Here is a 26,125-nt window from a genome sequence, read left to right on the forward strand (position 1 = left end):
ATGACCGATACCAAGAACTTCAGCAAAGAAATGCGCCGGATGTGGGAGGACGCCCACGACTACGATCCGAAAGATTCCATGCTGGGCCTGACCGGCAAGGATCTGTCCGGTCCGAAACTGTCGCGCCGCACCACCCTGCGGCTGCTGGCGGCGGGCGGTGCCCTGACGGCGGCGCATCTGACGCCCGGTTTCTCGGGCATGGCGCGCGCATCGGGGGCGGCCGGTGGCACGCTGCGCTGCGGCTGGGCCGGCGTGGCGGAAATCCAGACCTTGGACCCGGCCAAGATCAACCAGGTGTTGCAGTTCCAGATCACCTCGAACGTGCTGTCGGGTCTGATGCATATCGATGCGGACTTGGTGGCGCGGGGCGACCTGGCCGAAACCTGGGCCGTGTCGGATGACGGTCTGGAATATACCTTCAAGCTGCGCGAAGGCGTGACTTTCCACAATGGCGATCCGTTCACCGCCGACGATGTGATGTTCACCTACGAGCGTTCCTCGAACCCGGACCTCTCGATCCACTCCAAGGTTCTGGGCAATGTCGCCAGCCTCGAAAAGCTGGGCGATTACGAAGTGAAGTTCACCCTGAAGAAGCCGCAGGCGTCGTTCCTGACCAAGACGCTGGAACGCGCTTCGGGCCGGGCCATGACCATCGTGTCCAAAGGCGCGCTGGAACAGATGGGCGAAGCCCAGTACGGCCTGACCCCGGTCGGTACCGGCCCATTCAAGGTGACCGAACACGTTCTGGGCCAGGGCGTCGTGCTGGAAAAATTCGCCGATTACTACGATCCCGAACGTCCCAAGCTGGACAAGGTGATCATCAAGCCGATCGACGGTGTCGAACCGCTGGCCGCCGCGATGGAAGCGGGCGACATCCAGTATATCGGCGGCAACCCGCTGGCGGCGCAGCTGATCGACCGGTTCAAGGCCAATTCCGATCTGGTCGTCGACATCAAGCCGGCACCGGGGTTCCAGTCGGTCTGGATGAACCCGTGGCGCGAGCCGATGAAGGTGACCGATTTCGACAAACCGATGGAAGAGTTGCTGAAGGACAAGGGCTTCATGGTCCGACTGGCGCTGGCCAAGGCGCTGGACCGCGAAACCTACGTCAAGGCGGCGCATTTCGGTTATGCCGAACCGGGCTATGGCACCATCAACCCGGCGATGGCGTTCTATTATGACGAAGGTATCGCGGACAAATCCATGCAGGCCTTCGATCCCGAAGGCGCCCGCAAGCTGTTTGCCGATGCCGGTTTCCCGGGCGGCAAGGGGTTCCCGGAACTGGAACTGATCACCACCCCGTCGCAGAAGCGCAACGGCCTAGTCATTGCCAATATCTACAAGCAGGTGCTGGGCATCACGATCAAGGTCGTGCCGAAGGAATTCTCGGTCGGTATCCAGGACTTCGACAGCTGTGAATACGACATGCGCCTTGGCGGGTCGGGCGGCGACTACGATCCCGATGACGGTGTCGTCGACTGGATGAAGACCACGTCGAAGTTCAACGGCCGCACCCGCGACACGGCAAAATACGCCTTCGGTTACTTCAGCAATGCCGAGGCCGACGCGCTGATCGACGAACAGTCGGTGACCGCCGATCTCGAGACCCGCAAGGACCTGGTTCAGAAGGCCAACCAGATCACCTCGGACCGGGTGGCCTGTGGCTTCCTCTACCACCCCGTCGACGTTCAGGTGCGCCACAAGTCGGTGAACTTCCCGGCCGAAAGCCGCATTCCCGGCCTGCACGACCTTGATCGCGTGACGCTGGGCTAAGGCGGAACCAGTCCTGCCGGACCGGGAGGCACCGGCCCGGCGGGGCATTCATTCCTGAAAGGACTAGCTCCAGTGGCAAGTTACATGCTTCGCAGGTTGATCGGGTCCGTCATCGTCATGTGGGCGGTGGCGACCCTGGTCTTTTTCATGCTGCGCCTCGTTCCGGGGGATCCGATCGCCGCGATGCTGGCGGATGCGGGCGGACCGGATGAAATCGAGGCGATGAAGCGCAGCCTCGGCCTCGACCGGTCGGTCTTCGTGCAATACGTGATCTGGTTCCAGAACATGCTGCAGGGGGACTTGGGCAATTCGATCTATGGCAGCCGCGTCGCGGTCACTAGTGTCTTGTCCGAAGCGATCCCGAGGACCTTGTCGCTGTCGCTCCTGGCCTTCGTCATCGCCCTCGCCATCGCCGTTCCGGCCGGTATCCTGTCGGCCACGCGGCGCAACTCGGCGACCGATACCACCGTTTCGCTGTTCGCCTTCCTTGGGCTGTCGATGCCAGATTTCTGGCTGGCGATCCTGCTGATCATCGTTTTCGCGGCCAACCTTCAATGGCTTCCGGCGATCGGCTACGTGCCGCTGGCCGAAGGATTCTGGCCATGGCTCCGGCACCTGATCCTGCCTGCGATCGCCATCGGCACCGCCTTTTCGGCGATCATCGCGCGGATGATCCGGTCGTCGCTGCTGGAGGTGCTGAAGGCCGATTACATGCGCACCGCACGCGCCAAGGGGCTGACGCCCTGGATGGTGATGTTCGGCCATGCGCTGCCCAATGCGATGATCCCGGTGATCACCGTGATCGGGATTGCCTTCGCGCTGCTGATCTCGGGCGCGGTGGTGGTTGAAAACGTCTTTGCCATCAAGGGGCTGGGGCGTGTCCTGATCGAAGGCATCCTGAACCGCGACTACCCGGTAGTACAGGGCGCCGTTCTGGTCGTGTCCGCGATCTTTGTCTTTTCCAACTTAATCGTCGATCTGCTCTATGGCGTGATCGACCCCAGAATCCGGTTGAACTGATGGTCGATACCTCTCAAGCCCTTGAAATGGTGCAACCCAAGCGCCGGTCGCGGTTCCATGCCACGCTGGCGCAGGACCGCAAGGCACAGGCCGGTTTGCTGGTGCTGGCACTGTTCGTGATCGGGGCGATCTTCGCGCCGCTGCTGGCGCCGTTCGATCCGAACGCGATGACGCTCGACATGATGTCGGGGCTGTCCTGGACGCATCCCCTGGGCACCGACGATCTGGGCCGCGACCTGCTGAGCCGGATTCTGCACGGCACAAGGGTATCGCTGTTCATCGGCGTGTCCACCGTGGCCATCGCGCTGGCGATCGGGATCGTTCTGGGGCTGGTCGCGGGGTATTTCGGCGGTTGGCTCGATTTCGTGATCATGCGCTATATCGACCTGCAATGGGCCTTCCCGAACTTCATCATCGCGGTCTACCTCGTCGCCGTCTTCGGCACCGGGTTGCTGAACGTGATCGTGGCGCTGTCGCTGGCCTTCGTCGATGACTTCGCCCGCGTCGCCCGGTCGATGACCCTGACCCTGCGCGAGGAACAATATGTCGATGCCGCGCGCACGTTGGGCTTTTCCAAGGCACGGACCCTGTTCATCCACATCCTGCCCAACGCGGTGGCCCCGATCATCGTGCAGGCCACGGTCAGCGTGTCCTACGCCATCCTGGGCGAGGCGAGCCTGTCTTTCCTCGGCCTCGGCGTCGACGCCTATACGCCCACCTGGGGGCTGATCTTGGCCGACGGGCGCGGCTTCATCACCCAGGCGTGGTGGCTGGGCGTGTTCCCGGGGCTGGCGATCATGCTGGTGGTGCTGGCGATCAACTTCGTCGGCGACTGGCTGCGCGACGCGCTGGACGTGCGCCAGGCGCTGGATGGCTGAAACTAGGCGGCGGGATGTCCCCGCCGCCTTTTCCCTTTTCGAATTTTAAGCCGGCGTTGCGGCTTTCGCCCGTTCAGGTGCGTTGTAAATGAGGGGGCATCGAGAATGACAGCATTCCGAGGCCGGCGCGATGGGCGCGCTGATCGGCGATTAACCCGGTGGCGGCATGCCGCGAATTTTGAGTGAAATGAGGCCCTTAAAATGACCCATCTTCTGAAAGCCAGCCCGGAAACCTGCGCCTGGGGCTATTTCGATGCTACGCTGAAACCGGCGCTCGAGGTGGATAGCGGCGATGTCGTGACCATCGAAACCGTGTCGGGCGGTCCCGACCAGATCCCGGCGCAGGACGCCGGTTTCCACATCCCGCCCGAACTGTTCGATATCCACGCGCGATCCGAACGGCAGTTGCCGGGGCATATCCTGACCGGGCCGGTGGCGGTGAAGGGGGCCAAGCCGGGCCATGTGCTGCAGGTCGATATATTGGACGTGAAACTGCGCCAGGACTGGGGCTGGAACATGATCCGGCCGCTGGCGGGGACGCTGCCGGACGAATTCCAGACCTATCGGAATGTCATCATCCCGGTGGACCTTGAGGCGATGACCGGGCGGATGTCCTGGGGGCTGGACCTGCCGTTGAAGCCGTTCTTCGGCGTGATGGGCGTGGCGCCGCCGCCGAACTGGGGCCGGATTTCGACGATCCAGCCGCGCGCCCATGGCGGCAATATCGACAACAAGGAACTGGTCGCGGGCACCACGCTCTATCTTCCGGTGCTTACAGAGGGCGCGCTGTTTTCCTGCGGCGACGGCCACGGCGTGCAGGGCGATGGCGAGGTCTGCGTCACCGCGATCGAAACCGCTTTGGAAGGCAGGTTCCGCCTGAGCGTACGGGACGATCTGAAGATTGACTTCCCGCGTGCCGAAACGCCGACGCATCTGATAACAATGGGAATGCACGAGGACCTGGACCGCTGCGCCGAAATGGCGTTGCGCGACATGATCGCACTGATCGTGGACCGCACCGGGCTGAGCCGGGAAGACGCCTACATGCTGTGTTCGCTGATCGGCGATCTGCGGGTTACCCAGACAGTCAACGGCAACAAGGGCGTGCATATGATGATGGAAACCGCTTTATTGCAGTCCAAAGCGAGTTAAGGAGAAAGACACATGGGCGTGAAGACAGCCATTATCGGATTGGGCATCATGGGGCAGCGGATGCTGGAACACATGGTGCGGCACCCGGAATACGAACCGGTCGCCCTGTGGGATCCGTCCGCCGAGGCCTGCGAGGCGGCCAGCCTTCTGGCGCCGGGCGCCGCCGTCACGGACAGCGCGGAAGCGGCCATCGAAGCGGCCAAACTGGTCTACCTGGCCTGCCCGCCGGTGCCGCGCAAAGCCTATGCGCTGGCGGCCGCGGCGGCGGGAAAGGCGGTGTTCCTCGAAAAACCGCTCGGCGTCGACGTGTCTGAGAGCGAAGACCTGGTGGCGCGGCTGGCATCCTTCGGCGTGCCCGCGGCGGTCAATTTCACCCAGGCCGCCGGCGCCGCGCTGACCGATGTGTCCGAAGCCGCGCGAAGCGGTGCCATGGGCGATGTGCTGGGCGCTGATATCGTGGTGACCTACGGCTCATGGCCGCGCGCCTGGCAAAAGGCGGCGGACTGGCTGCGGTTCAAGGACGAAGGCGGCATGACGCGCGAAGTCATTTCGCATTTCCTGTTCTTCTCGGAACGCATCCTCGGGCCGCTTTCGGTGGTCTGGGCGCATCCGTCCTATCCCGACGACCCGGCGCTGTGCGAAACCCATATGCTGGCCCGGCTCGAAACCGCCGATGGCCGGCCTGTCACCATCATGGCCAGCGTCGGCGGCGCCCAGCCGGACCGGCAGGAACTGACCATCAAGGGCGCGAAAACCAGCAGGCGGATCACCGATTTCTATGTCGACGCAATGTCGGATGGCGGCGACTTCATGGAAGTGCGCGAACGGCCTGCAGACCCGCGCGCGGCCAGCCTGAAAGCGCAGCTGGACGATCTGTTGCTGTGCCTTGAAGGCAAGCCCAACCGGCTTGCCACGCCGGAAGAGGCGCTTCGGGTTCAGAAGCTCATCGAGGCGAAGCTGGCCGGCAAGGGTTGAGGGTTTGGAAATCCGGCGGTGTGACCGCCGGGTCGCCTGCTAGCGGCTTTCGGCGTAGCGCTTTTCTTCCTCGAAATAGGCGTCGAAGCCGATCCGGGTCTTCATTTCGTCGAATGACATCAGAGCATCGGGCGCGGGCGTGCCGGTCTTGAACGCCTCCAGTGCCTGCGCCATCGCCTTCATCGCGGCGGCCATCAGGGTCAGCGGGTAGGCGGCGATCTTGAAGCCGATCGCTTCCAGTTCATGCGGCGGCAGGGCAGGGGTCAGGCCGCCCTCGACGATATTAGCCATCTTCGGGCCGTCCAGTTCATCACAGATCCGGCGCATTTCACCTTCGTCACGCGGTGCTTCTACGAACAGGATATCGGCCCCCAGGCGGCGGAAATCGCGGGCGCGTTCGATTGCCTCGTCCAGCCCGTGTTCGTGGCGCGCATCGGTGCGGGCGAGGATCAGGATGTCGTGGCCCTCGACCCGCGCATCCGCCGCCGCGCGGATACGCTCGAACGCCTCATCCCGGCTGACCACCGATTTGCCCGCCGTATGGCCGCAGCGTTTCGGCGCGACCTGATCCTCGATCATCACCGCGGCGAAACCGGCTTGGGCGAAGCCCTTGACCGTGCGCTTGACGTTCAGTGCGTTACCGTAACCGGTATCGCCGTCGCCGATCACCGGGATAGACACCGCGTTGCAGATGTTGCGGCCCTGATCCAGCACCTCGGTATAGGACATCAGCCCGGTATCGGGCATCCCCAGCCGCGCGGCCGCTGTGGCGAAACCGGACATGAAGGACAGCGGAAACCCCGCCTGTTCGATCAGTTTCGCGGAAAGCGGATCGAAACAGCAGGGCATGGTGATCAGGCCGGGTTCGGCCAGCAGGGTGCGTAATTTATCAGCTTGGGTCATGGTAAGGGATCACAGTTTGAAGGGGATGTAGAGGGCCAGATCGGGCCAGAGATAGAGCAGTGCCACCATCACCAGCATCAGCGCCAGAAAGGGCAGGGTGCCGCGCGACACCTCGCCCAGGCTCGATTTGGTGACCGACTGGATGACATAGAGGTTCAGCCCCACCGGCGGCGTGATCAGGGCGCATTCGACGAGGATCACCATGTAGATGCCGAACCAGATCGGATCGAAATGCATCGCCATCGCCGCAGGCAGCAGCACCGGCGTCATGATCAGCACCATCGACAGCGCCTCGAACACCAGCCCCATCGCCAGCAACACCACCGACACGACGAGGATCAGCCCCAGCGGCGTCGCCACCCAGTCGGACAGGAACATCGAGATTTCCTGCGGGATGCGGTAGAGCGTGATCGCCTTGCCGAAGATCTTGGCCCCGGCGATGATCAGCAGGATCGCCACCGTGGTCGACATCGATTCAACCATCGCCTCCCACAGTTTCGCCCAGGTGAGGCTGCGCAGGATGACGGCGGTGATGAACAGCGCCACCGCGAACCCGATCGCGGCTGCTTCGGTCGGGGTGAAGGCGCCGGAATAGATGCCGCCCAGGATGACGCCGGCCAACAGGATAGAGGGGGCCGCACGCAAGGTGGCGCGCCAGCGTTCGTTCCAGCTAACCGCAGGGATCGGGGTGTAGTCGTGCCGGAACCGGGCCGAGATCACCGCGTAGAGGATGAAGAGCGCGATCAGGCCCAGCCCCGGCCCGATGCCGGCCATGAACAGCGCGATCACCGATTCCTCGGTCACGAAACCGTAGATGATCAGCGGGATCGACGGCGGGATCAGGATGCCCAGCGTACCGCCGGCCGCCAGCAGCCCGTAGACGAAGCGCTTGTCATAGCCGCGCGAAATCATTTCGGGGGCGGCGACGGTGCCGATGGTGGCCGCCGTGGCGACCGAACTGCCGGATATCGCGGCGAAGATGCCGCAGGACAGGATCGTCGCCACCGCCAGCCCGCCGGGCCAATGCCCGACCCAAGCCTGGACGGCGGCGAACAGGTCGCGCCCGACGCCGCCTTTCAGCAATATATTGGACATCAGCAGGAACAGCGGCACCGCCAGCAGGATGAACCCGTCCAGCGTCGACAGGATCGCCTGCGGCGCCATCAGCGGCGAAAACCCCCCGAGGTAAAGCATCGCCAGCCCCAGCATGCCCAGCGAATAGGCCACGGGAACGCCGATCAGCAGCAGCGCGAACAGCGCGATCAGGATCAGGATAACGGTCATTCCATCATGCCTTCTTCTTCGGGGATATCGCCCTGAACCGCGCGCCACAGCCCGGTCAGGCAGGACAGGGTCAGCAGCGCGAACCCTGCCGGAACCGCCGCTTCGGGCATCCAGGCGGGCAGGTCCAGCATGGTACCGGTGGTACGGCCGCGCGCGAAACTGTCGTGGAAAATGTCATAGCCGTAGATCGTCACCACGGCCGAAAAGGTCAGGATGATCAGCAGCGACAGGATTTCGGTCACCTGCTTGCCGCGCGGCGGCAGCAGGTCGGTCACCGCCGTGACCCGGATATGCCGGCGATGGCTCAGCGCCCAGCCCATGGCGACCGGGCAGGCCCAGATCAGGCACATCTGGCTCAGCTCCGCCGCCCAGATCGTCGGCGCGTTGAAGAAGTAGCGCGCCACCACTTCATAGCTCAGCATCCCCCCGCTGAGCGTCAGCAGGATCGCCGCCACCCAGGCGGTGGCGGTTTCGATTGCGGCAACCAAACGCATGCCGTTCCCCCGTTATTAAAGGCCGCCCCCACGGTGGCAGGGGCGGCAATCGTGGCCGGATCAGAAGCCCTTGGCGGCGTCCAGCATGGCCGCGCCGGCATCGCCGGTCTTGGCCAGGAAGGCGTCGTAGACGGGCTGCGACACGGCTTTCCACTTGGCCAGTTCTTCGGCGGTGGGGGTGTAGATGGCCATGCCGTTCTGCTTGGCCGCGTCATAGGCGCGGGCCTCGATCGCCGACATTTCATCGCGCACGGCGTTTTCGGCATTGCGCGCGGCGGCGGAAATGATCGCCTGATGTTCCGCCGGCAGGCCGTTCCACCAGTCGGTGTTGGTCACCACGATGAATTCGATATCCGCGTGGTTGCTGACGGTGATCGTATCCATAACTTCCCAAAGCGAGCGCGACTGCACGCCGGACACGCCGGTCATGCCGATATCGACGGTGCCGCGCTGATAGGCGAGGTACTGTTCAGACCCCGAAATGATCGTCGGCGCGCCGCCCGCGGCGGTGGTGAAATCGCCCAGCGTCTTGCCGAAGACGCGGACCTTCTTGCCGGCCATGTCCTCGGGCGTCGCGATCGGGCCGCCGTTGGACAGCATGATCGCGCCGCCATAGGCCTGCCACCACAGCACGGTCGACCCGGTGTCCTTGATCGCGGCGTCGATCGGGCCGCGCACCGGGCTGTTCGGGGCCACAGCCTTGCGCACCTTTTCTTCGGTATCGAACAGGAACGGCTGATAGAAGATGTCGACCATCGGGACATCGCCGACATAGCGGGTCAGCGACGCCACCCCCGCCTCGATCGCGCCGGATCCGACGGCCTGCGGGACTTCCTTGTCCTTGTAAAGCTGCGCGCTGTCGTAAATCTCGACGGCGATGTCACCGTTTGATTTGGCCTCGACCTCTTCCTTGAACATCTTCAGGTTCTGTCCAAGATGGCTTTTCAGCGGCAGCTGAAGCGAAATCCGCATGGTGGTTTCCGCGGCCTGTGCGCCCACGCCGTAGGCCGCAACGAATGCGGCCGAGACGAGCCCGGCAATAAATTTATTCATGATTTCCTCCCTTATCGTAGGCGAAGAATTGATGAAAAGAATAATGAAAACAAGATTTTTTACCCGGGGATCAAAATATTTCGCTCAAGGTGCGGGCTTTGGCCCGGCGGACGCTTTTGAAGAAGGGCGGGTTCTGCGCATGGCCGCCGTCGCGTGGCGGCGGCCATGACGGATCTGGGGCGGGACATGGATGGGGCAGGCGCCGCTTCGGCAATGGCGCGCGTCAGTTGCGATCTTTGCTTTGCGGCCAGTATGGTGCTCCGTGGCCGGGACCGTTCGCGGGTGTAGCCGCGGTGTCACAGCCCGGCCAACGCCGCGCAGAAACTACTGCTTTTTCCCGGCTACTCGGCTAAGGTGGCGCAAAATAGAGGCGGCAGGCAAACCCGCGATAAGGGAAAGCTACCGGGCATTGAAAGAGCAGGTCATGAATTTATTGTCGTCGATCCGGCCCTGTATGGTCGCGTTCGGGCTGGTCCTGGGGGCCGGGGTGGGGCCCTTTGCAATCGCGATGCTGGATGCCCGGCCGGCGCAGGCACAGGAACAGGTGTCGCTGAACTTGCGCGACGCCGAAATCCGCAGCTTCATCGAAATCGTGTCCGAAGCCACCGGCCGGCGTTTCGTGCTGGACCCTGAAGTGCGCGGTACCGTGACTGTTCTGGCCCCCGACGAGATGAGCCCGGATGAACTCTATGAGGTATTCCTCAGCGTGCTTGAACTGAACGGTCTGACCCTGATCGAAGGGGCGGGCGCCGACCGTATCGTGGCGATGCGCAATGCCCGCGGGCTGGCCTCGGGCGGGGCCGTTTCGGGCAGCAAGGGGACCTATGAAACCCGCGTGATCGAGGTCGAAAACGCGCCGCTGCAGGACGTTGTGGAAGTGGTCCGGCCGTTGTTGCCCGCCGACGCGATCCTGACCGCGGTGCCTGGGTCGAAGATGCTGATCCTGTCCGATCGGGGTCAGAATTTCCGCCGCATCGAAGCGCTGATCCGCCGCCTGGATCAGCCGCGCGACGAACCGATTCAGATGATCAGGCTGCGCAATGCCAACGCCGCGGAAGTGGCGCAGGTGATCCAGTCGATGGAAATCCTGCCGCAGGGCGCGGCGCTATCGGTCGATCGCCGCTCGAACGCGCTGGTGGTGTCGGGATCGGCGGAACTGCGCGAAAAGATCAAAGTGCTGGCGGCCCGTCTGGACACCCAGCAGAACAACGTCACCAGCCACGCGGTGGGGCTGAACTACGCCGATGCCGCGGCCCTGGCCGACGTGGTGCTGCGCGCCATCGCCAACGAACAGCAGGGTCCGAACGAAGCGCCGGTGCGCATCGTGCCGGAACCGCAGACCAACACGTTGCTGGTGACCGCGCCGCAGGACCGGATGGACGATATCATAGGGATGATCCGCTATCTTGATCGCCGCCCACGCCAGGTTCTGGTCGAGGCAGTGATTTTCGAAATGTCGGTCGACGGGTTCGCCGATCTGGCGGCGCAATGGGCCGGGATCCTCAACAACGCCGTCGTCGGCGGGGCGCAGTTCACACTGGAAGGGCGTCCCAGCCTGACCAGCCTGGTGGCCTCGGTGCTGAACGGCACCACGATCGATGCCGGATCGGGAGGGATCATCGCCGGCGTGCCAACGCAGGGCGACCGCGGCGTCGCCGGGTTCCTGTCGGCGGTGGCGTCGAAAACCTCGACCCGGCTGCTGTCTACCCCCTCGATCATGACGCTGAACAACAAGGAAGCCGAAATCGTCGTGGCGAAGAACGTGCCCTTCGTCACCGGGTCCTATTCCACCGTCAGCGACAGCGCGGTGGAAAACCCGTTCCAGACCATCGAGAGGCAGGATGTCGGCCTGACGCTGAACGTCACGCCGCAGATCAACGCCGACCGCACCGTGCGGATGGATATCAAGCAGGAAGTGTCGAACCTGACCTCCTCACAGGCGTCTTCGGGCGGCGAAATCACCTCGAAACGGGCGCTGTCGACCTCGGTTCTGGTGCGCGACGGCAACGTGATCCTGCTCGGTGGTCTGCTGGAAAACGGTTCCGGGTCGGTGATCCAGAAGGTGCCGGGGATTTCACGGCTGCCGCTGATCGGCGGCCTGTTCCGGGGCAAGAATGCGACCAAGAACCAGCGGGTTCTTCTGGTGCTGCTGCGTCCGCAGGTGGTCAATTCCGAAGCCGAGGCGAAGCAACTGACCCGCAAGATCACCCGGGAGGCGCGCAAGGCAAGCCTTGCCATCGCACCGCTGGATGACGGAAGCTATCCGCACACGCCGTCGGGGGCGCTGCCTTTTGACGGGGTCGATTTGAACCAACCGTTTGATGCCGGATTTGTTGATGATGTCGCGCAACGCCGAAACTTCCCGCCGCTTCCCAGCCGGCTCCGGTTCGCCAACTAGGCTGCCGTTCGCATTTGCCCGCGACCAGCAGGTGCTGCTGGACGGGGCGCGGCTGATCACCGGGCCGGCGGTCACCCAGATGGGGCTGCGCGAGGCGCAGCGCCGCCTCGGGCTGCGCGCGGGCGTGGACCTGACCGCAACCGATCAGGCCGGGTTCGAAGCCGCGCTGGCGCGGGTCTACAATGACGGTGCGGATGGCACGGCGAAGGACGCCGATCCCGACCTTCTGTTCGACCTTGAAGACATGGGCGCGAATGCCCGTCAGCGCGACCTGCTGGACGATCCCAGCGACGCGCCGGTGATCCAGCTGGTCAACCGGCTGCTGAAACGCGCGGTGCTGACCGGGGCGTCGGACCTGCATGTGGAACCGCATGAACACGGGCTCCGGGTGCGGATGCGGGTCGACGGGTTCCTGCAGGAAGTGATGGACCGCTCCGATGTGCCGGTGAAGCGGATCGTGTCGCGGCTCAAGGTGATGGCGGGACTGGATATCGCCGAAACCCGGCTGCCGCAGGATGGGCGCATTCCGCTGTCGTTGGGCGGGCGAATGATCGACACGCGGGTGTCGTCGCTGCCGGGCCATTACGGCGAACGTATCGTGCTCAGGATCCTTGATCGCGCCGCCGGGTTGATGCCGCTCAGCGATCTGGGCCTGAGTGCGGATCAGCAGGCCTTGCTGCGCCGTCTTTCGGCGCTGCCCAACGGCATCATCCTGGCCACCGGGCCGACCGGGGCGGGCAAGACAACCACGCTGTATTCGCTGCTGCAGTTGGCCGACCGCGCCGAACGCAATATCGTCACCGTCGAGGACCCGATCGAATACGATCTGCCGGGTATTTCGCAAAGCCAGATCAACGCCGATATCGGGATGACCTTCGTCGCCGGTCTGCGCGCCACATTGCGGCAGGATCCGGACGTGATCCTGGTGGGCGAAATCCGCGACCCCGAAACCGCCCAAACCGCCAGCCAGGCGGCGCTGACCGGGCATCTGGTGTTTTCCTCGCTGCATGCCAACAGTTCGATCGGGGCCATCGTGCGGCTGCGCGACCTGGGGCTGGACAATTTCCTGATCGCCGCCACCCTGCGCGGGGTGATCGCGCAGCGGCTGTTGCGCAAGCTCTGCCCGGACTGCCGTCGCCCGCATTCCCCGACAGAAGACGAGGCGCAGCTGTTCCGCCGTCACGGTATCGCGGTGCCAGAGGTACTTTTCGAACCTGTTGGTTGCGACGCCTGCGGCGGGTCGGGCCATGCCGGGCGGATGGGGGTTTTCGAAATGGTCGAACTGGGCGAAACCCTGCGCGGCGCGATCGACCGCGGGGCGAGCGAGACCGAGATGAAGGCGCTGGCGCTTGGGTCCGGTGAAATCCTGATCGGGCAGGGATTGACGGCAGCGGCGGCTGGCCGGGTCAGCCTGACCGAAACCCTGCGCGTGGTGGGGGACGTGGCGTGAAGGCCTATGCCTATACCGCCTATACCAGGGGCGGACGCCGCAAAACCGGAACCGTGGTGGCCGAAACCGAGGCCGACGCGGCGGCGCAACTGGCGCGACAGGAATTGTTCGTGGCCGAGGTCACGGCGGCGCGCGACCGCGCGACGGGGCTGCTGCGGCAAGGGATCCGGGCGCGGCTCAACACCGATTTGCAGGCGGTTTTCACCCGGCAGATGGCGGTTATGCTGGCCGCCGAATTGCCCGCCGAGGCGGCGCTTGAAGCGGTCCGCTCGGGCGGTCACCCGGCGCTTGACGCGGTGGCGGCGCAGGCGCGGGCGGCGCTGATGGACGGCGCGGCCTTGTCCGAGGCCTTGGCCACTGGCGGCGCCGGCTTCCCGCCCTATTACCTTGCCGCCGTGCGCGCGGCCGAGGCGGCGGGCGATCTGGCCGGCGTCTTTGCCGAACTGGCCGATCACCTGGACCAGCTTGGTACCGACAAGGCGCAGATTTCCACCGCGCTGATCTACCCGGCTTTCGTGGCGGCGGTGTCGCTTCTGGTCTGCGGCATCCTGATGACCAGCGTGGCGCCCGAAATCGTGGCGATGTTCGAGATATCAGGCCACCCGCTGCCGCAACTGACCCGTAACGTGCTGGCCGTGTCCGACTGGGTGCAGGCCAACTGGGTGTTTCTGGCCGTGGTGTTCACGGCGCTGGTCGGGCTGGGGCTGGCAACGCCACGGGTGCGGGCTTTGCGCAACCTGCGCGACCGCGTAGTGTTGAGGCTGCCGGTGCTGGGGCGGCTGAAACGGCTGTCCGAGGCGGTGCAATACATGCGTACGCTGGCGCTGGTGCTGGGCAGTCGCCACGCGGTGCTTAGCGCGGCGGACAGCGCCCGGGAGGTGCTGACCGTGGAACGTTTCCGGGGCCAGGCGCGCGACGTCGCCACCGGCGTGCGGCAGGGCGAAAGCCTGTCGGTGGCGCTGGTGCGGCTCGATTTCCTGCCCCCGGTTGCGCGGCAGCTGATCCATGCCGGCGAAACCTCGGTGCGGCTGGCGCGGATGACGGAACGGGCGGCGGCGCTGGTCGAACACCGGCTGGTGACCGAACGCAAACGGATCGCGGCGGTGCTGGAACCACTGCTGATGATGGTTGTAGGGGCGATGGTGCTGGTGATCGTGCTGGCCGTTCTGCTGCCGATCTTCGACCTGCAGACGGTGGTCGCCGGGTAGGGCGGTCGGACTAGGAAACCAAATTGCGAAGGGCTGCCGCCACCGCGGGTGGGGGTAAAGCCCCCTCCCATGGGGGCGGTCGGGGGCTGCCCGGCCTTCTGCCGGGCGGGCGTTTTAATTCAAACGTACGCCGGTGATTTAGCTTCGGAAAATGGAGACGCTCAACGCTGTTCCGGAAACGCCAGTAATTCGGCCTCGTCGCCGTCGCGCGACAGCCAGATTCCGGCCTCGTTGATCCGGGCCACCACGATGCCGCCGCCCAGTTTCTCGCCCCGCCGCAGTAACTTCTCACCGGTGGGATGCGACAGCACCGCCCAGGTGTCCGGTCCGGCCCGCACCACGCCCTTGAGCGTGTAGCCCAGGCTGCTGAGCGGTGGTTTGGGCTGTTTCGGCGGCTGCGGTTCCGCGATTGCCTGTTTCGGTGGCGCTGCCGGGGCAGGCGGCTGGGGTTCGCCGAAAATCGGCGACCAGTGCCGGGTCGCGCGCGGTTGGGCGGGGGCGGCGGCCTGATCGGTCTCAGGCCCTGCTGCCATCGGTTGCAGGTCCTCCACCGGCGCGTTGACCTCCTGCCACAGCGCCTGTCCGGCAAAACCGGCGGCGGCGAGGGTCATGACAGTGCACAGGGCAGCGATCAGGCGCATGGGGTCTTCCGGCTTTCGGGGCATCGCGTCCCAGATGGACGCATTGGTTGAAACATGCTAGGCTATTTTAAAGCAATAACACAATAACGAGCAGACAATGCAGGTAAATCCCATTCTCAAGGCCGGTCTTGCCGGGGCTGTCGTGCTGATGCTGGGCAGTTGTGACGGCGAATTCGCCGGATCGGGCGGGTTTGCCGCCCGTTATGCCGTGGCGCGCGAGGCCTTGGAAACTGGTGATTACAAGCGCGCCAAGCGCAATTACGCGCAGCTGATGTCCGATGCCGGGTCGCTGCGCCCGCGCCTGCAACTGGAATATGCCCACAGCGAATTGCGCGACGGCAATTACGCCGAAGCGGCGAAACTGGCGGGCGGGCTTGCCGAGGGCCAGACAGGCACCGCACGCAGCGCCGCGCTGGCGGTGCAGGGCACCGCGCAGCACGAATTGGGCCTGCAACTGCTGGGCAAGGGCGAAAGCGTGGCCGGCAAGCAGATGCTGATCGCGGCGAAAGCGGCGCTGGCCGAGGTGCTGAAGAACGATCCCCATCTCGATCCGCTGGGGTCGATGGCGGGGCGCAAGGCCGGGATCGAAGCGCGTCTGTCGCGGCTTTGACGGCGCTCTGAATATCTGAAACGGGATCTTATCGGGCCTGAAGCGATCAGAGCGTCGCGAAAGCACCAGTGCTCGGGATGGCGTTTCCTCAGCCCTGCCGCGGTGTCAGCACCAGCCAGGCCGAGACCTTGCCCGGTTCCTCGCCGGCCTCGAAGCGGAAACTTTCGATGTCATATCCCCAGTCGGGATGCGCGGCCGACATCCAGGTCGCCAGCCTTGCGAAATCCACCTGATCGAAACGCAACTCAACGACGCCGTCCGTCCGGGTGCCCAACTCACTCACCGCGCGGCGCAGCTTGGCCTCGATCAGCCCCCGTTCGATGCCGCTCGACCCGATCGGAGTGGCGGGGGAGGCAGCGGGCGCGGCGGCGTATTGACGTTGCTCTGCGACGCGGTCCTGCACCCAGATTTGCAGCGCCTGGGCATCGGCCCGGTCTCGCAGCGCCGCTTCGCGTTTTTCGCTCAGCGGCAGCAGGACCCCCAGCACGATCACCAGCGGCAGAACCACCAGCGCCGCAAACGCCAGCAATCCGCGTTCGCGCGGGCTGAGCCGCAACAGCAGATCGATCAGGCGCGCGTTCATTGGGTCACCTCGGGGGCGATGCGGATTTCGGTGCGAACGCCGGTCTGCGTGTCGCCGACCCTCGATTCCACCAACGTGGCGGGCAAGTCTTCGGCCACCAGCGCGGCGGTGACGGTTTCGGCGGCGGCGAAATCGGGCAGGCGCAGGATCAGGGTCAGGCCGTCATTTTCAGTGAACCGGATGCTTTCGGTCCGGGCCCCTGTCCGGGCGATGACTTCGGCGGCGCGAATGGTCAGGTCCAGCGGATCGCCCCGGTCGCGGCCCGTTTGCGCGGCGGCACGGGTCTGCGCCAGGGCGCGGCTGACCTGCAGGCGGGTGTCCAGAATGGGGCCGGTGGCCACGAAATGCTGCCGGACGAGGGTGTCGGTTTGTTGCGTGATCTGCCGGGTCTGGGTGTCCAGCCGGTCGATGGCTATCCATTGTGCCGTCGCCCACATCACGATGGCGGCGGCCCCGGCCAGTACAGGCCAGCGCCACGGCAGCACCCGACGCGACAGCCGCGCCCGCGCCGCCATCGGATCGGTGCGCAGGTCGCAGGACAATTCGCCATGGGCGAGCAGCTGCGGCAGGGGCAGGCCCTTTTTCGCCAGTTCCTCGACTGACTGCAGGACCAGGACATCCTGCGCGGCGGCCAGTTCCGCCAGTTCCGGCAGCGCTGCCCCGAGATTGAGGATGGCACGCGGTCTTGCCCCGGTCAGCGCCTGTTGCAGCATGCGCAGGGCGATTTCGGGCGCCGCGCTTAACCCGTCCCGCGGGCCGAGCCGGGCCATGATCAGCGGGATGCCGTCGATATCGTCGCGCTGCACGGTCCAGATGCCCTCGGCTGCGGGCAGCGACAGGTAATCGGGCAGCACCGCGCGGCAGGAAAGCCCGCGCCATTGCGACAACGCCTCGGGATCGCAGATCAGAACCTTGTTCCAGCCGTCGCCGCTTTTCCCCGGCGCGAAGGGCCGCATTTCAACGCTGCCGTCGCGCAGCCCGATCCGGTCGGCCAGTTGTCGCCGCGCCACCTGTTCGCGGGCCTGTCCGTGCAGGCCCTTCGGCAGATCAAGGCTATAGAGCGGCGTTTCGACCCCCGGCACCAGCGCCACCTGGCGCGCGCCGGGCACACCCGCACCGAGCCGGACGAATTCGGCCTTGGATTCGGATTTCTGTGCTGCGGCTGTCACTTGCGGGTCCAATCGGATCTGTGTCGGCGGCAGGATGCCGGGTGTTGCGGGCACATGCAATACGTCATGGCCAGCGGCTGATCCGCCAAGCGATTTCCGGGCGGCGCGGCGGGGCGGTGCGTCGGATCACCGTCACCCTCTCGGCCATGCGATCGTCAAGCCGCGCGGTGATGTCGGCCTGGAACCAGTCCGATCCTACCGCGATATCGTCCGCGCTCAGCGTGGCGGGGTCTTCGTCGTTTCCGTCTGCGTCTTCGGTGTCGTTCTCGGGCCGGGCCAGTCCCACCTTGGTCATGAAGGCTTCGACAGACCGGAACGGATCGCGGTCACGCTCCGACACGACCCGGTTCAGCGCGGCGCCGGGCAAGTCGGGCAGGAAGGCGGCGAGGATATGATGCGGCGCGGTATTCACGTTCAAGCGGCTGTCCCCCGGCAGCGCGGTCAGGTAGGGCCTGAGCCGTTCAAAGGCGCGCCGCGACAGGCCGGGCAGGGATCGCAGCTGGTCAAGCATCAGGATACTGCCGCCCACCGGCGCCAGCGGCGGATCGAGGCGCAGGAAGGCGGCGCTGTCGTCCGGCCCGCCGGGGCCGACGAAATCGCGGATCGCGGCGCCGGCATTCGACGGCACCGCCAGCCGCGTCAGCAAACGGTCGAAGGCCTGCGCGGCCAACGTGTTCTCCGGATCGGCCAGCCAGTTGACATTGAACAGTCCCTGCAGGTCGCGGATCTGCCCGGCCACGGCGCCACGCGCCAGCGGCACGTCGTATCCGGCGCTGGCCCAGTCTTCGCCGGGATGATCGACGGCCGGGTTGGTGTCCTGCATCAGCAGGGTGACGGCCAGTGCTTCGAACGCGTCGAGACCAAGGGTCAGCTGTTCCGCCTCGATCCCTGCCTGCAGCCGGGCGCGGCCGGTTTCGGCACGGGTCAACAGCAGCACCGCCACCGCCGCAAGCGCCGCCACGATCACCAGCGCATTGATCAGGACGAAACCGCGATCCTTCATTTCAGCGCCTCCAGCAGGGTAATGGAGCCGTGGCTTTCGGTGTCCAGAGTGAGCTCCACCGCCAGCGGCAGGGCGCTGGAATAAACCTCGGGTGCGGCGCCGGTTTGATCGCGGTCCGTGGCGTGTTGCCCGTCCCCCATGACTGCGCGGGGTGGGGCGACGCCGTCGACCCATCCGATCTGGTCCCAGAAGCTGCGCAGGCGCAGGGCGGTGACGCCGGTCAGCACCGGGATTTCGGGGCTCAGCGCGTCAGCTCGCGCCGGGGTCAGCGCAGCCCAGTGGCGGCGCAGCAGGGTGCCCGTCGTCCGGTCCAGCCGGTATTCCACCCGCTGGCGGACTGAACCGGGGAACCCCCCGTCCTGCCCTGGCCGCATCACCGGCTGCCCGCCCACCGACAGGGCGAAAACATCACCGCGCTGCCGCAGCGCCGATCGCGGCGCGGCGTTGCCCGGCGGGTAGAACAGCATCGGCAAAGCGGCGGACAGGTCGGCGCGGATCAGGCTGGTGGCCAGCGCCAGTTCGGCGTTTCGACCGGACCGGTTCGACAGGTCGTCGCGCATCCGCATCATGCCGGTCAATGCCTGCGCCCCCATCACCGCCACCAGCGCGAAGGTCGCCATCGCCACCACCAGTTCGATCAGGGTGATGCCACGGGTATTTCTGCCGCGCCGGTTCATCGCGGCCCCCCGGGCGGCAGATAGAGGATCAGTTGCGCCCCTTCGCCGGTTTCGGCGCGGGCGGTCACGGTGGCCTTGATCAGGCCTCCGGCGGTGGTGTCCCGTTCGACGCTGAGGCGGAAATCCTGCCCGCCCATGCGCACCGTCCCGGGCAGTTGCGCCGTGGCGCCGAGGAACTGCAATTCCTCGGCCCTGTTGCGCGCGGCGATACGGGCCAGAAGCCGCGGGGTTTCGCCACCGATGGCGATGCGCGACTGATCGGTGGCGCGGAGCGCGGCGATGCTGCCGATGGCCAGCACCGCCACCGCGATGATCAGTTCCAGCAGGGTCAGCCCCCTGTCGCGTTTCAGCCGCCGTCGCATATCAGCCCCGTCCAGCCGTCTGACCTGCATTCCGCGGACCGGCCCGCATGGGAAAACGTCACCCGGAACGGGGTGGTCTGCCCGTTGGCAAGGAACACCAGCGACGGCGTGTCGATCCCACCCGGCCGGGCGGTCGTGGGCACGTCCAGCACCACCCGGCCGCGCCAGAGCAGTTCGTTCTCCGACTGGGTCCATCCGCTGTCGGTATGTTTGGCCAGTCGCATGCCGCGTGCGGTGATGTTCAGCCCCCGGCTTTGCTGCCCGGTGACGGCAAGAAGCCGCGCGGTTTCGACTTGGCTGCGGAACAGGGCCAGGTCGCTTTCTTCGCGTGGCCCGCGCAGCGCTGTCAGGCTAACCCCGACGGCCAACACCGCCATGACCGCGACGGCGATCAGAAGTTCGATCAGTGTGAAACCCGCATCGTGCGGTGGCGGCGTGGCGCCGGGGGCGAGCGTCGCAGGAGGGCGGTCTAGCGCACGTCCCATGATCCGATATCCGCATTGGCGCCGTCGCCGCCGGCGACGCCATCGGCGCCATAGGTGAAGATGTCGAAATCGCCATGCACGCCCGGTTGCAGATATTGATAGGGCTTGCCCCACGGGTCGATCGGCATCCGGTCCATGTAACCGTTCGCCGCCCAGTTCTCCGGCACCGGGTCGGTGCCCGGGCGGGTGACCAGCGCATTCAGCCCCTGTTCCGTGGTGGGGTAGCGAAAGTTATCCAGCCGGTAGAGCTTCACCGCGCTGGAGATGGCGGCGATATCGGTCTTGGCGCGGGCGGCGCGGGCCTGATCGGGGCGGTCGATGACACGCGGCACGATCACCAGCGCCAAAACCGACAGGATCACAACCACCACCATCAGTTCGAGCAGGGAAAAGCCATCGTCGCGGCCTTGGCTGTTCCTGTTGGCGGAAAGCGTTTGAAGCGTCATGGACGAAAAATCCTTTTATTCATGCGCATGATAGGTAAGGCGGTTAACCAATGTCCATGCTTGGATAATCGAACCTGCCCCGGCGCGGCAATGGACAAGAACGGTGCGGAGCCTTTAAACGTCATACAGCCCTCTTAGTGGACCCGTTTGTTGCCAGACCCAAGCTTTTCCGCGATTTTCCTGATCCTGATCGGCCCGTTCATCGGGTCGTTCCTGGCGCTTCTGGCAGATCGCCTGCCGCGGGGCGAAGGCGTGGTGGTCAAACCGTCGGTCTGCCGGAGCTGCGGAAAGCGGCTGGGCGCGCGCGATCTGCTGCCGGTCGTTTCTTTCGCGATGCACCGGGGGCGGTGCCGCCATTGCGGTGCCGCGATCCCGCCTTTCACGCTCTATACCGAAATCGCGGCGGCAGGGGCGGCGGTTCTGGCGGTTCTGGCCGGTGGCGACGCGGTGCAGATGTGGCTGTCGGCGCTGTTTCTGTGGGCGCTGCTGGCCTTGGCGGTAAGCGATCTGATCTGGTTCCGGCTGCCCGACCCCTTGACCGGAGCACTGTTCATCGTCGCCCTGGCGATGGCGGGACGATCCGGCCAGCTGGACCTGGCGCTGATCGGCGCGGCGGTGGGGGCGGGCGCGTTCCTGGCGTTGCGGATCGGATACCGGGCGATCCGGGAGCGCGAAGGGCTGGGCCTGGGCGACGTGAAGCTGATGGCCGGACTGGGGGCGTATGCGGGGCCGTTCGATCTGCCCGCGCTTTTGCTGATCGCGTCACTCGGCGCACTGGCCGTGGCGCTGCTGCGGCAGATGATTTTTTCGGACAGGTCGGGGTCGCCGCTGGGGACGCAGAAACTGCCCTTCGGCGCCGCGTTATGCGCCGCGGCGGCGCTGCTCTGGCTGCTGGATGCGTTGGCTTGAGTGGGGCGTTGATCTTGCCGTGCCGTAACCCTAAGGTCCAACCGGGCTTACAACTTTGACTTTTTCACGGCGAATTGGATTTGGTGTCGCATGAGGCAATTTACACGCATAGTCGTTCTTCCCGTCCTTCTGGCCCTGCCCGGATCGCTTGTGGCGCAAGAACAGGAACAGGCCGCTGACGACGCCCAGAAGGCGACCGAAAGCGCGGTCGCTGACCGGCCCAGCATGGCCGAGATCGAACAGGCCTGGCAGCGCGGCGACTACGTGTTCGTTCGGCAAGGGCTGAAGCGCCATGCCGAAGAAACCGGTACGGCGCTGGCGCAATATCGCTATGGCCGGGTGCTGATCGAAGGCAAGGGCGGTCCGCGCGATGCCACGGCGGCGCGGGACTGGCTGGAAAAGGCAGTGGAACAGAACCACGCCGAAGCAGCGGTCCTGCTGGGGCGCATGTATCTGTCGGCAAAAAAGAATAGCACGAACTACCGGCCCGACCGCGCGGCCGAACTCTTTTCGAACGCGGCGGCCCGGGGGCAGAGCGAAGCGCAATACTACCTCGCCCTGCTTTATCTGCAGGGGGTCGGCATCGAGGAAGATCAAAAGCAGGCTTTCAACTGGTTCCTCGCAGCTGCCGAAGGCGGCCATGTGCAGGCGCAATACGAACTCAGCAAGGCCTTTGCGCGCGGACGGGGCACCAAGAAGAACGACGAGGAGGCTGCGCGCTGGCTGGCCGAGGCGGCTGCAGCGGGCCATGTCGAGGCGCAGTATTTCATGTCCGTTGCGCTGGATACCGGCAATGGCATGGAACGGAACCGCGCGGCGGCGGCGGATTGGCTGCGCCGTTCGGCCGAAGGCGGCCTGGTCGCGGCGCAGCGCGCCTTGGGAAAGAAATACCTGATCGGCGATTACGTCAAAGCGGATGCGGAGGAAGCGGTTCGCTGGCTGACCGAGGCGGCCAAGCGCGGCGACACGCAGGCGATGTTCGAACTGGGGCAAGCCCATCTCGACGGTGGTACCCTGCCTGCCGATCCGGGGCGGGCCTGGGCGTGGTTCCAGCGCGCTTCGGATGATGAATATGGCCCGGCCAGCGCCGCCATGGGGCGGATGTTGGAGCAGAGTACCGGCGATGCGCCCGACCTTCCCAAGGCGGTACGGTTCTACCGCAAGGCCTTGGCGCAGGGCGATGACAGCGTCGCGCTTCGGTTGGGGCAACTGGCGGGGGCGGGCAAGCTCGACGGTCTGGCGCCGCCGCATCATGCGGTGCCGTGGGCGGTGGCGGCGGCCGGGCAGGGCGACAAGCCCGCGCTCGATTGGGTCAAGGCACGGGCGGATGAAGGGCTGCGCCCGGCGCAGGTCGCGCTGGCGCAGATCTATCTGGAGGCCAACGAAAATCTCGAGGAGGCGGCGCAATTGCTCGAATCCGCGGCCTTCGACGGCGATGTGACGGCGCAGTACCAACTGGGCGTCATGCTGACCAAGGGACAGGGTGTGGAACAGGATTACGTGCAGGCGCATAAATGGCTGAACATCGCCGGTGCCAGCGGCCATGGCGAAGCGGCCAAGTTCCGCGACGTGATTTCCGATCTGATGACCGCAGAACAGATTGCCGAAGCGCAGCGCGCCGCAAGGGCGTATTTCGAGGAAATCCGCGCCATGCCGCCCGACGAGGTGACGAAATGACGGCCCGACGGATGGTGCGGGGGATCGCTGCGGGGGCGCTGATCGCGCTTATGCTGGCCGGCACAACCGGCGCGCAGGACGCGGCCGAGTGGGACCGGCTGCCGACCGAACAGTTGCAGCAGGCCGCGCAATCGGGATCGGTCGACGCCCAATTCGCGCTTGCGGTGCGCTATCACAATGGGCGCGGCGTGCTGCAGAATTTTGCCCGGGCGGCCAAGTTGTTCAAAATCGCAGCCGAACAGGGGCATGCGGGCGCACAGAACCGTCTGGGGCAGTACTACTATTCCGGGCTCGGGCTGTCGCGGGACGGCGGGCTGGCGTTGAAATGGCTGGCGGCGGCGGCGGCAACGAATGATCCGCAATTCCTCTACGATTATGCCGCAGCACTGGAAAACGGTGCCGATGGGACGTCGGACCCGGCCAAGGCGGCGGAGCTTTATGCAATGGCTGCGGAACGGGGGCACGAGGATGCCACCGTCAGCCTTGGCGTTCTTTACCAAAACGGTCTGGGGGTCGAAAAGGATCTGGGCCGGGCACTCGAACTGTATCAGGGGCCGGCATCGCGCGATCACGCGCGGGCGTTGAACAATCTGGGTTTGCTTTATGCGCGAGGCACCGGCGTCGCGCAGGATTACGAACGCGCTGTCGACCTGTTCTCGAGAGCCGCCGAACAGGGGCTGACCGTGGCGATGACCAATCTGGCGGTCATGTATGAAAACGGGTTCGGTGTGGAGGTCAACGAACCGCTGGCGACCGAACTCTATCGCAAGGGCGGACGGGGTGGGGATGCCGGGACCAGGACAATACCGGTCTATGATGCCCGCCTTCTCGCGCCCGATACCAGCGACGAGGGACTGAACCTGCTGCGTCAGGCAGCCCAGGCCGGCGATCCGGTGGCCCAGTTCCAGTTGGCCTGGCTGCTGCTGCAGCAGGAACCAGCACAGTTTCAAGACCTGCAATCTGCCGTTTGGCTGTTGCGGCAGGCCGCCGAGGCAGGGCTGGCTCCGGCGATGGCAAACCTCGGTATACTTTATTTCGAAGGCCTTGGTGTGCCGCAGGATTACGCGCTTGGCCACATGTGGCTGATCCTTGCGGGCACGGCGGGCATGCCGGATGCGATTTCGATCAGTTCCGACTTGTCGGCGAGGATGAGCCCGATGCAGATCAACGAAGCGCAGGAAATGGCAGCAAAACGGGCAAGACTGAAATAGCGGTTCCGCCCATCGCAGACGCCTTGTGGGCGAGCCCTTGGTTGATCTCCGTTCTATGTTTGCAAGTTATCGTTGAGCGTCGGGATGAAGGTAAAAAATGTTCCCTGACATAGCCTGTTTTGTTATAGTAAGTGTCAATGATAATAGCTGATTTGCAGCTTATAATTGTTCGGCAATTGGTTAATGGGGGGATTTTTTCAGTGCTTCGGAAACTGACATATTTGTTCTTCGCTTCGGCGATCGTTTGCACGAATGCAGCATTGGCGGCCGAAGTCGAGCCTGTTCAGCAACACAATTCCAATGCCGTCTGGTTCGAGAACTGGACTGGGCTTAGCAATGCAACCATGATCATTGCAGCGCCCAACGGAAAAGTCACATTGATCGAGGCGGCGACGGGGACCCCGGTGTTCCAGCTTTCCGGGCGCGACGTTGTGGATGGCGTTTATCGCTATGAACTGAGCGCGGCGACGGAGGAGACGGTCGAAATCGCCAACCCGATCGACAACGGCCGTGGGGACAACGCCAAGAATACCATGCTGAAACCCTTTCACATGAATGGGCATTTCACTGTGGCACGGGGGGTGATCATCACGCCCGAACTCATCAAGGAAGAAGACGGGTGAAGCCCTTGAGCCACCTTTCAAGCATTTTGGATAGGAAAGAACTGATCCGATGAAATATTTCAAACTAAATGCCTTAAAGTTCATGACGTCCAGCGCCATCGTCGCGATGGCCGGTGCGGCCTCGGCCGACCAGGTTTTCAACGATGACGTGATCATCACCGGATCGCTTTGTGTCGGTTTTGACTGCGTGAACGGTGAAAGCTTCGGTTTCGACACCATTCGCCTGAAGGAAAACAACCTGCGGATCAAGTTCCAGGACACCTCGAACTCGGCCAGTTTCCCGTCGCGCGACTGGCAGATTACCGTCAACGACTCTTCGAATGGCGGTGCCAACAAGTTCTCGATCGATGACATCGACGGTGGCCGTACGCCCTTCACCATCGAAGCGGGGGCCCCGACGAATTCGCTTTATGTCGACGATGGCGGCCGCATGGGCCTTGGCACTTCGACCCCGGGGACCGATATCGACGTGAAAACCGGCAACACACCGACCCTGCGCCTGCAGCAGGACGGGTCGTCGGGCTTCACGGCGCAAACCTGGGATGTGGCCGGCAACGAAACCAACTTCTTCGTCCGCGACGTGACCAACGGTTCGAAGCTGCCGTTGCGGATCAAGCCGAGTGCGCCGAGCAACGCGATTTACGTCGATTCAGACGGCGATGTCGGTCTGGGAACCACGTCGCCGGGCACCGCGGTCGCCCTTGATATTACCCGCGCCGGGGATGCCATCATCGAACTGTCCAACACCTCATCGGGAGTGGATTGGCAGTTGAAGAACCAAGGCGACAATTTCCGTATCACAACTCCGCCGGGGGGGACTGATGAAGTCGAACTGGAAGTTAACACAGATGGGGACCTGATCCTCTCAGGTTTCTTGTCGATCCGGGATGGCGTGGCCGCGCCCGCTGCATCTGCAAACCCCGCACAGGCCCAGATTTATGTGGATTCCGCGGACGGCGACCTGAAGGTCAAGTTTTCTGACGGGACGGTGCGTGTGCTGGCAAGCGACAGCTAAGAAGAAAGGCGGCGGAGCCGTCGTCGGCTTGTCCGGCCGGCTCCGCACTGATGATCGGTAAAATCCAACGATACCGGTCGCAGATGACGGTGGTCTGGACTGCTCTGGACATTGTTCTGCCGGTCG

General features: G+C 64.7%; 27 protein-coding genes. 15 read left to right on the top strand and 12 right to left on the bottom strand.

The genetic code is table 11. The features are described 5' to 3' along the window. The 5 genes from IT775_RS10075 (at position 1) to IT775_RS10095 (ending at position 5,798) form a co-directional block, all read left to right on the top strand. Entirely contained in the window at positions 1-1,773 is a 1,773-nt protein-coding gene (locus IT775_RS10075; protein WP_212700977.1) for an ABC transporter substrate-binding protein, read from the top strand. A 72-nt stretch (positions 1,774-1,845) separates the two neighbouring features. Continuing rightward, entirely contained in the window at positions 1,846-2,793 is a 948-nt protein-coding gene (locus IT775_RS10080) for an ABC transporter permease (protein ID WP_212700978.1), read from the top strand. Continuing rightward, positions 2,793-3,671, top strand: a complete 879-nt coding sequence (locus tag IT775_RS10085) for an ABC transporter permease (protein WP_212700979.1) — start codon at positions 2,793-2,795, stop codon at positions 3,669-3,671. The genes IT775_RS10080 and IT775_RS10085 overlap by 1 nt, the downstream gene beginning before the upstream one ends. Positions 3,672-3,872: 201 nt before the next feature. After that, positions 3,873-4,823, top strand: a complete 951-nt coding sequence (locus IT775_RS10090) for an acetamidase/formamidase family protein (protein WP_212700980.1) — start codon at positions 3,873-3,875, stop codon at positions 4,821-4,823. 12 nt (positions 4,824-4,835) lie between these two features. Continuing rightward, positions 4,836-5,798 (top strand): Gfo/Idh/MocA family protein, encoded by a 963-nt coding sequence (locus IT775_RS10095; RefSeq protein WP_212700981.1) that lies wholly within the window; start codon positions 4,836-4,838, stop codon positions 5,796-5,798. Positions 5,799-5,837: 39 nt separating this feature from the next. Here the strand turns inward: IT775_RS10095 and IT775_RS10100 are convergent, their stop codons facing one another. The 4 genes from IT775_RS10100 to IT775_RS10115 are packed head-to-tail and all read right to left on the bottom strand — an operon-like array spanning position 5,838 to position 9,532. Further along, a complete protein-coding gene (locus IT775_RS10100) occupies positions 5,838-6,701 on the bottom strand; it encodes an isocitrate lyase/PEP mutase family protein (RefSeq protein ID WP_212700982.1) in 864 nt (287 codons plus the stop codon). A gap of 9 nt (positions 6,702-6,710) precedes the next feature. Next, complete coding sequence (locus IT775_RS10105; RefSeq protein ID WP_212700983.1) at positions 6,711-7,985, bottom strand: TRAP transporter large permease; 1,275 nt, start codon at positions 7,983-7,985, stop codon at positions 6,711-6,713. Further along, a complete protein-coding gene (locus IT775_RS10110) occupies positions 7,982-8,479 on the bottom strand; it encodes a TRAP transporter small permease (RefSeq protein ID WP_212700984.1) in 498 nt (165 codons plus the stop codon). The genes IT775_RS10105 and IT775_RS10110 overlap by 4 nt, the downstream gene beginning before the upstream one ends. 60 nt (positions 8,480-8,539) lie before the next feature. After that, on the bottom strand, positions 8,540-9,532 hold the full coding sequence (locus IT775_RS10115) for a TRAP transporter substrate-binding protein (protein ID WP_212700985.1): 993 nt from the start codon (positions 9,530-9,532) through the stop codon (positions 8,540-8,542). Between IT775_RS10115 and IT775_RS10120 the strand changes: the two genes are divergently transcribed. The 4 genes from IT775_RS10120 (at position 9,531) to IT775_RS10135 (ending at position 14,588) form a co-directional block, all read left to right on the top strand. Beyond that, entirely contained in the window at positions 9,531-9,701 is a 171-nt protein-coding gene (locus IT775_RS10120) for a hypothetical protein (RefSeq protein ID WP_212700986.1), read from the top strand. The two genes, IT775_RS10115 and IT775_RS10120, sit on opposite strands and share 2 nt — an antisense overlap. Before the next feature lie 255 nt (positions 9,702-9,956). Further along, positions 9,957-11,930, top strand: a complete 1,974-nt coding sequence (gene gspD / locus IT775_RS10125; RefSeq protein WP_246525459.1) for a type II secretion system secretin GspD — start codon at positions 9,957-9,959, stop codon at positions 11,928-11,930. Next, positions 11,854-13,380 carry a GspE/PulE family protein gene (locus tag IT775_RS10130; protein WP_246525461.1) on the top strand — a complete coding sequence of 509 codons (1,527 nt, stop codon included), beginning with the start codon at positions 11,854-11,856 and terminating at the stop codon, positions 13,378-13,380. Before gspD ends, IT775_RS10130 begins: the two co-directional genes overlap by 77 nt. Next, positions 13,377-14,588, top strand: coding sequence for a type II secretion system F family protein (locus tag IT775_RS10135; protein WP_343231128.1), 1,212 nt, complete (start codon positions 13,377-13,379; stop codon positions 14,586-14,588). Before IT775_RS10130 ends, IT775_RS10135 begins: the two co-directional genes overlap by 4 nt. A gap of 161 nt (positions 14,589-14,749) precedes the next feature. Here the strand turns inward: IT775_RS10135 and IT775_RS10140 are convergent, their stop codons facing one another. Continuing rightward, complete coding sequence (locus IT775_RS10140; RefSeq protein ID WP_212700987.1) at positions 14,750-15,229, bottom strand: type II secretion system protein N; 480 nt, start codon at positions 15,227-15,229, stop codon at positions 14,750-14,752. Positions 15,230-15,326: 97 nt separating this feature from the next. On the opposite strand from IT775_RS10140, the gene IT775_RS10145 reads away from it, so the two are divergent. Next, the gene (locus tag IT775_RS10145; RefSeq protein WP_212700988.1) at positions 15,327-15,839 is read left to right on the top strand and encodes an outer membrane protein assembly factor BamD; all 513 of its coding nucleotides are present in this window, start codon (positions 15,327-15,329) and stop codon (positions 15,837-15,839) included. 88 nt (positions 15,840-15,927) lie between these two features. Here the strand turns inward: IT775_RS10145 and gspM are convergent, their stop codons facing one another. The 7 genes from gspM to gspG all read right to left on the bottom strand — a co-directional run bounded on the left by gspM (position 15,928) and on the right by gspG (position 20,564). Continuing rightward, positions 15,928-16,422 carry a type II secretion system protein GspM gene (gspM, locus tag IT775_RS10150; RefSeq protein ID WP_212700989.1) on the bottom strand — a complete coding sequence of 165 codons (495 nt, stop codon included), beginning with the start codon at positions 16,420-16,422 and terminating at the stop codon, positions 15,928-15,930. Continuing rightward, the gene (gspL, locus tag IT775_RS10155) at positions 16,419-17,591 is read right to left on the bottom strand and encodes a type II secretion system protein GspL (RefSeq protein WP_212700990.1); all 1,173 of its coding nucleotides are present in this window, start codon (positions 17,589-17,591) and stop codon (positions 16,419-16,421) included. The genes gspM and gspL overlap by 4 nt, the downstream gene beginning before the upstream one ends. A gap of 64 nt (positions 17,592-17,655) precedes the next feature. Beyond that, positions 17,656-18,594 carry a type II secretion system minor pseudopilin GspK gene (gene gspK / locus IT775_RS10160; RefSeq protein WP_212700991.1) on the bottom strand — a complete coding sequence of 313 codons (939 nt, stop codon included), beginning with the start codon at positions 18,592-18,594 and terminating at the stop codon, positions 17,656-17,658. Then, positions 18,591-19,271, bottom strand: a complete 681-nt coding sequence (locus IT775_RS10165) for a type II secretion system protein GspJ (RefSeq protein WP_212701026.1) — start codon at positions 19,269-19,271, stop codon at positions 18,591-18,593. The genes gspK and IT775_RS10165 overlap by 4 nt, the downstream gene beginning before the upstream one ends. Then, positions 19,268-19,633 (bottom strand): prepilin-type N-terminal cleavage/methylation domain-containing protein, encoded by a 366-nt coding sequence (locus IT775_RS10170; protein WP_212700992.1) that lies wholly within the window; start codon positions 19,631-19,633, stop codon positions 19,268-19,270. Before IT775_RS10170 ends, IT775_RS10165 begins: the two co-directional genes overlap by 4 nt. Then, positions 19,618-20,118: a prepilin-type N-terminal cleavage/methylation domain-containing protein gene (locus IT775_RS10175; RefSeq protein ID WP_212700993.1), complete on the bottom strand. Its 501-nt coding sequence runs from the start codon at positions 20,116-20,118 to the stop codon at positions 19,618-19,620. The genes IT775_RS10170 and IT775_RS10175 overlap by 16 nt, the downstream gene beginning before the upstream one ends. Continuing rightward, on the bottom strand, positions 20,103-20,564 hold the full coding sequence (gspG, locus tag IT775_RS10180; RefSeq protein WP_212700994.1) for a type II secretion system major pseudopilin GspG: 462 nt from the start codon (positions 20,562-20,564) through the stop codon (positions 20,103-20,105). Before gspG ends, IT775_RS10175 begins: the two co-directional genes overlap by 16 nt. Before the next feature lie 150 nt (positions 20,565-20,714). Between gspG and IT775_RS10185 the strand changes: the two genes are divergently transcribed. From IT775_RS10185 to IT775_RS10205, 5 genes are all read left to right on the top strand, one after another. Continuing rightward, positions 20,715-21,473, top strand: coding sequence for a prepilin peptidase (locus IT775_RS10185; RefSeq protein WP_212700995.1), 759 nt, complete (start codon positions 20,715-20,717; stop codon positions 21,471-21,473). 90 nt (positions 21,474-21,563) lie between these two features. Continuing rightward, complete coding sequence (locus tag IT775_RS10190; RefSeq protein WP_212700996.1) at positions 21,564-23,150, top strand: SEL1-like repeat protein; 1,587 nt, start codon at positions 21,564-21,566, stop codon at positions 23,148-23,150. Further along, positions 23,147-24,361, top strand: coding sequence for an SEL1-like repeat protein (locus IT775_RS10195; RefSeq protein WP_212700997.1), 1,215 nt, complete (start codon positions 23,147-23,149; stop codon positions 24,359-24,361). The genes IT775_RS10190 and IT775_RS10195 overlap by 4 nt, the downstream gene beginning before the upstream one ends. Before the next feature lie 221 nt (positions 24,362-24,582). Then, positions 24,583-24,984: a hypothetical protein gene (locus tag IT775_RS10200; protein ID WP_212700998.1), complete on the top strand. Its 402-nt coding sequence runs from the start codon at positions 24,583-24,585 to the stop codon at positions 24,982-24,984. 82 nt (positions 24,985-25,066) lie between these two features. Further along, positions 25,067-25,999, top strand: coding sequence for a hypothetical protein (locus IT775_RS10205; protein ID WP_212700999.1), 933 nt, complete (start codon positions 25,067-25,069; stop codon positions 25,997-25,999). Positions 26,000-26,125: the final 126 nt, after the last annotated feature.

It is taken from the genome of Thalassovita aquimarina (assembly GCF_018219815.1).
GTDB classification, from domain to species: domain Bacteria; phylum Pseudomonadota; class Alphaproteobacteria; order Rhodobacterales; family Rhodobacteraceae; genus Thalassobius; species Thalassobius aquimarinus.

What these genes read in the sequence shown, in the direction of transcription:
- IT775_RS10075 (WP_212700977.1), top strand. Translation starts at nt 1, where the DNA reads ATGACCGATACCAAGAACTTCAGCAAAGAAATGCGCCGGATGTGGGAG.
- IT775_RS10085 (WP_212700979.1), top strand. Translation starts at nt 2,793, where the DNA reads ATGGTCGATACCTCTCAAGCCCTTGAAATGGTGCAACCCAAGCGCCGG.
- IT775_RS10090 (WP_212700980.1), top strand. Translation starts at nt 3,873, where the DNA reads ATGACCCATCTTCTGAAAGCCAGCCCGGAAACCTGCGCCTGGGGCTAT.
- IT775_RS10095 (WP_212700981.1), top strand. Translation starts at nt 4,836, where the DNA reads ATGGGCGTGAAGACAGCCATTATCGGATTGGGCATCATGGGGCAGCGG.
- IT775_RS10100 (WP_212700982.1), bottom strand. Translation starts at nt 6,701, where the DNA reads ATGACCCAAGCTGATAAATTACGCACCCTGCTGGCCGAACCCGGCCTG.
- IT775_RS10105 (WP_212700983.1), bottom strand. Translation starts at nt 7,985, where the DNA reads ATGACCGTTATCCTGATCCTGATCGCGCTGTTCGCGCTGCTGCTGATC.
- IT775_RS10110 (WP_212700984.1), bottom strand. Translation starts at nt 8,479, where the DNA reads ATGCGTTTGGTTGCCGCAATCGAAACCGCCACCGCCTGGGTGGCGGCG.
- IT775_RS10120 (WP_212700986.1), top strand. Translation starts at nt 9,531, where the DNA reads ATGATTTCCTCCCTTATCGTAGGCGAAGAATTGATGAAAAGAATAATG.
- IT775_RS10115 (WP_212700985.1), bottom strand. Translation starts at nt 9,532, where the DNA reads ATGAATAAATTTATTGCCGGGCTCGTCTCGGCCGCATTCGTTGCGGCC.
- gspD (WP_246525459.1), top strand. Translation starts at nt 9,957, where the DNA reads ATGAATTTATTGTCGTCGATCCGGCCCTGTATGGTCGCGTTCGGGCTG.
- IT775_RS10130 (WP_246525461.1), top strand. Translation starts at nt 11,854, where the DNA reads ATGCCGGATTTGTTGATGATGTCGCGCAACGCCGAAACTTCCCGCCGC.
- IT775_RS10140 (WP_212700987.1), bottom strand. Translation starts at nt 15,229, where the DNA reads ATGCGCCTGATCGCTGCCCTGTGCACTGTCATGACCCTCGCCGCCGCC.
- IT775_RS10145 (WP_212700988.1), top strand. Translation starts at nt 15,327, where the DNA reads ATGCAGGTAAATCCCATTCTCAAGGCCGGTCTTGCCGGGGCTGTCGTG.
- gspM (WP_212700989.1), bottom strand. Translation starts at nt 16,422, where the DNA reads ATGAACGCGCGCCTGATCGATCTGCTGTTGCGGCTCAGCCCGCGCGAA.
- gspK (WP_212700991.1), bottom strand. Translation starts at nt 18,594, where the DNA reads ATGAAGGATCGCGGTTTCGTCCTGATCAATGCGCTGGTGATCGTGGCG.
- IT775_RS10165 (WP_212701026.1), bottom strand. Translation starts at nt 19,271, where the DNA reads ATGAACCGGCGCGGCAGAAATACCCGTGGCATCACCCTGATCGAACTG.
- IT775_RS10170 (WP_212700992.1), bottom strand. Translation starts at nt 19,633, where the DNA reads ATGCGACGGCGGCTGAAACGCGACAGGGGGCTGACCCTGCTGGAACTG.
- IT775_RS10175 (WP_212700993.1), bottom strand. Translation starts at nt 20,118, where the DNA reads ATGGGACGTGCGCTAGACCGCCCTCCTGCGACGCTCGCCCCCGGCGCC.
- gspG (WP_212700994.1), bottom strand. Translation starts at nt 20,564, where the DNA reads ATGACGCTTCAAACGCTTTCCGCCAACAGGAACAGCCAAGGCCGCGAC.
- IT775_RS10190 (WP_212700996.1), top strand. Translation starts at nt 21,564, where the DNA reads ATGAGGCAATTTACACGCATAGTCGTTCTTCCCGTCCTTCTGGCCCTG.
- IT775_RS10195 (WP_212700997.1), top strand. Translation starts at nt 23,147, where the DNA reads ATGACGGCCCGACGGATGGTGCGGGGGATCGCTGCGGGGGCGCTGATC.
- IT775_RS10205 (WP_212700999.1), top strand. Translation starts at nt 25,067, where the DNA reads ATGACGTCCAGCGCCATCGTCGCGATGGCCGGTGCGGCCTCGGCCGAC.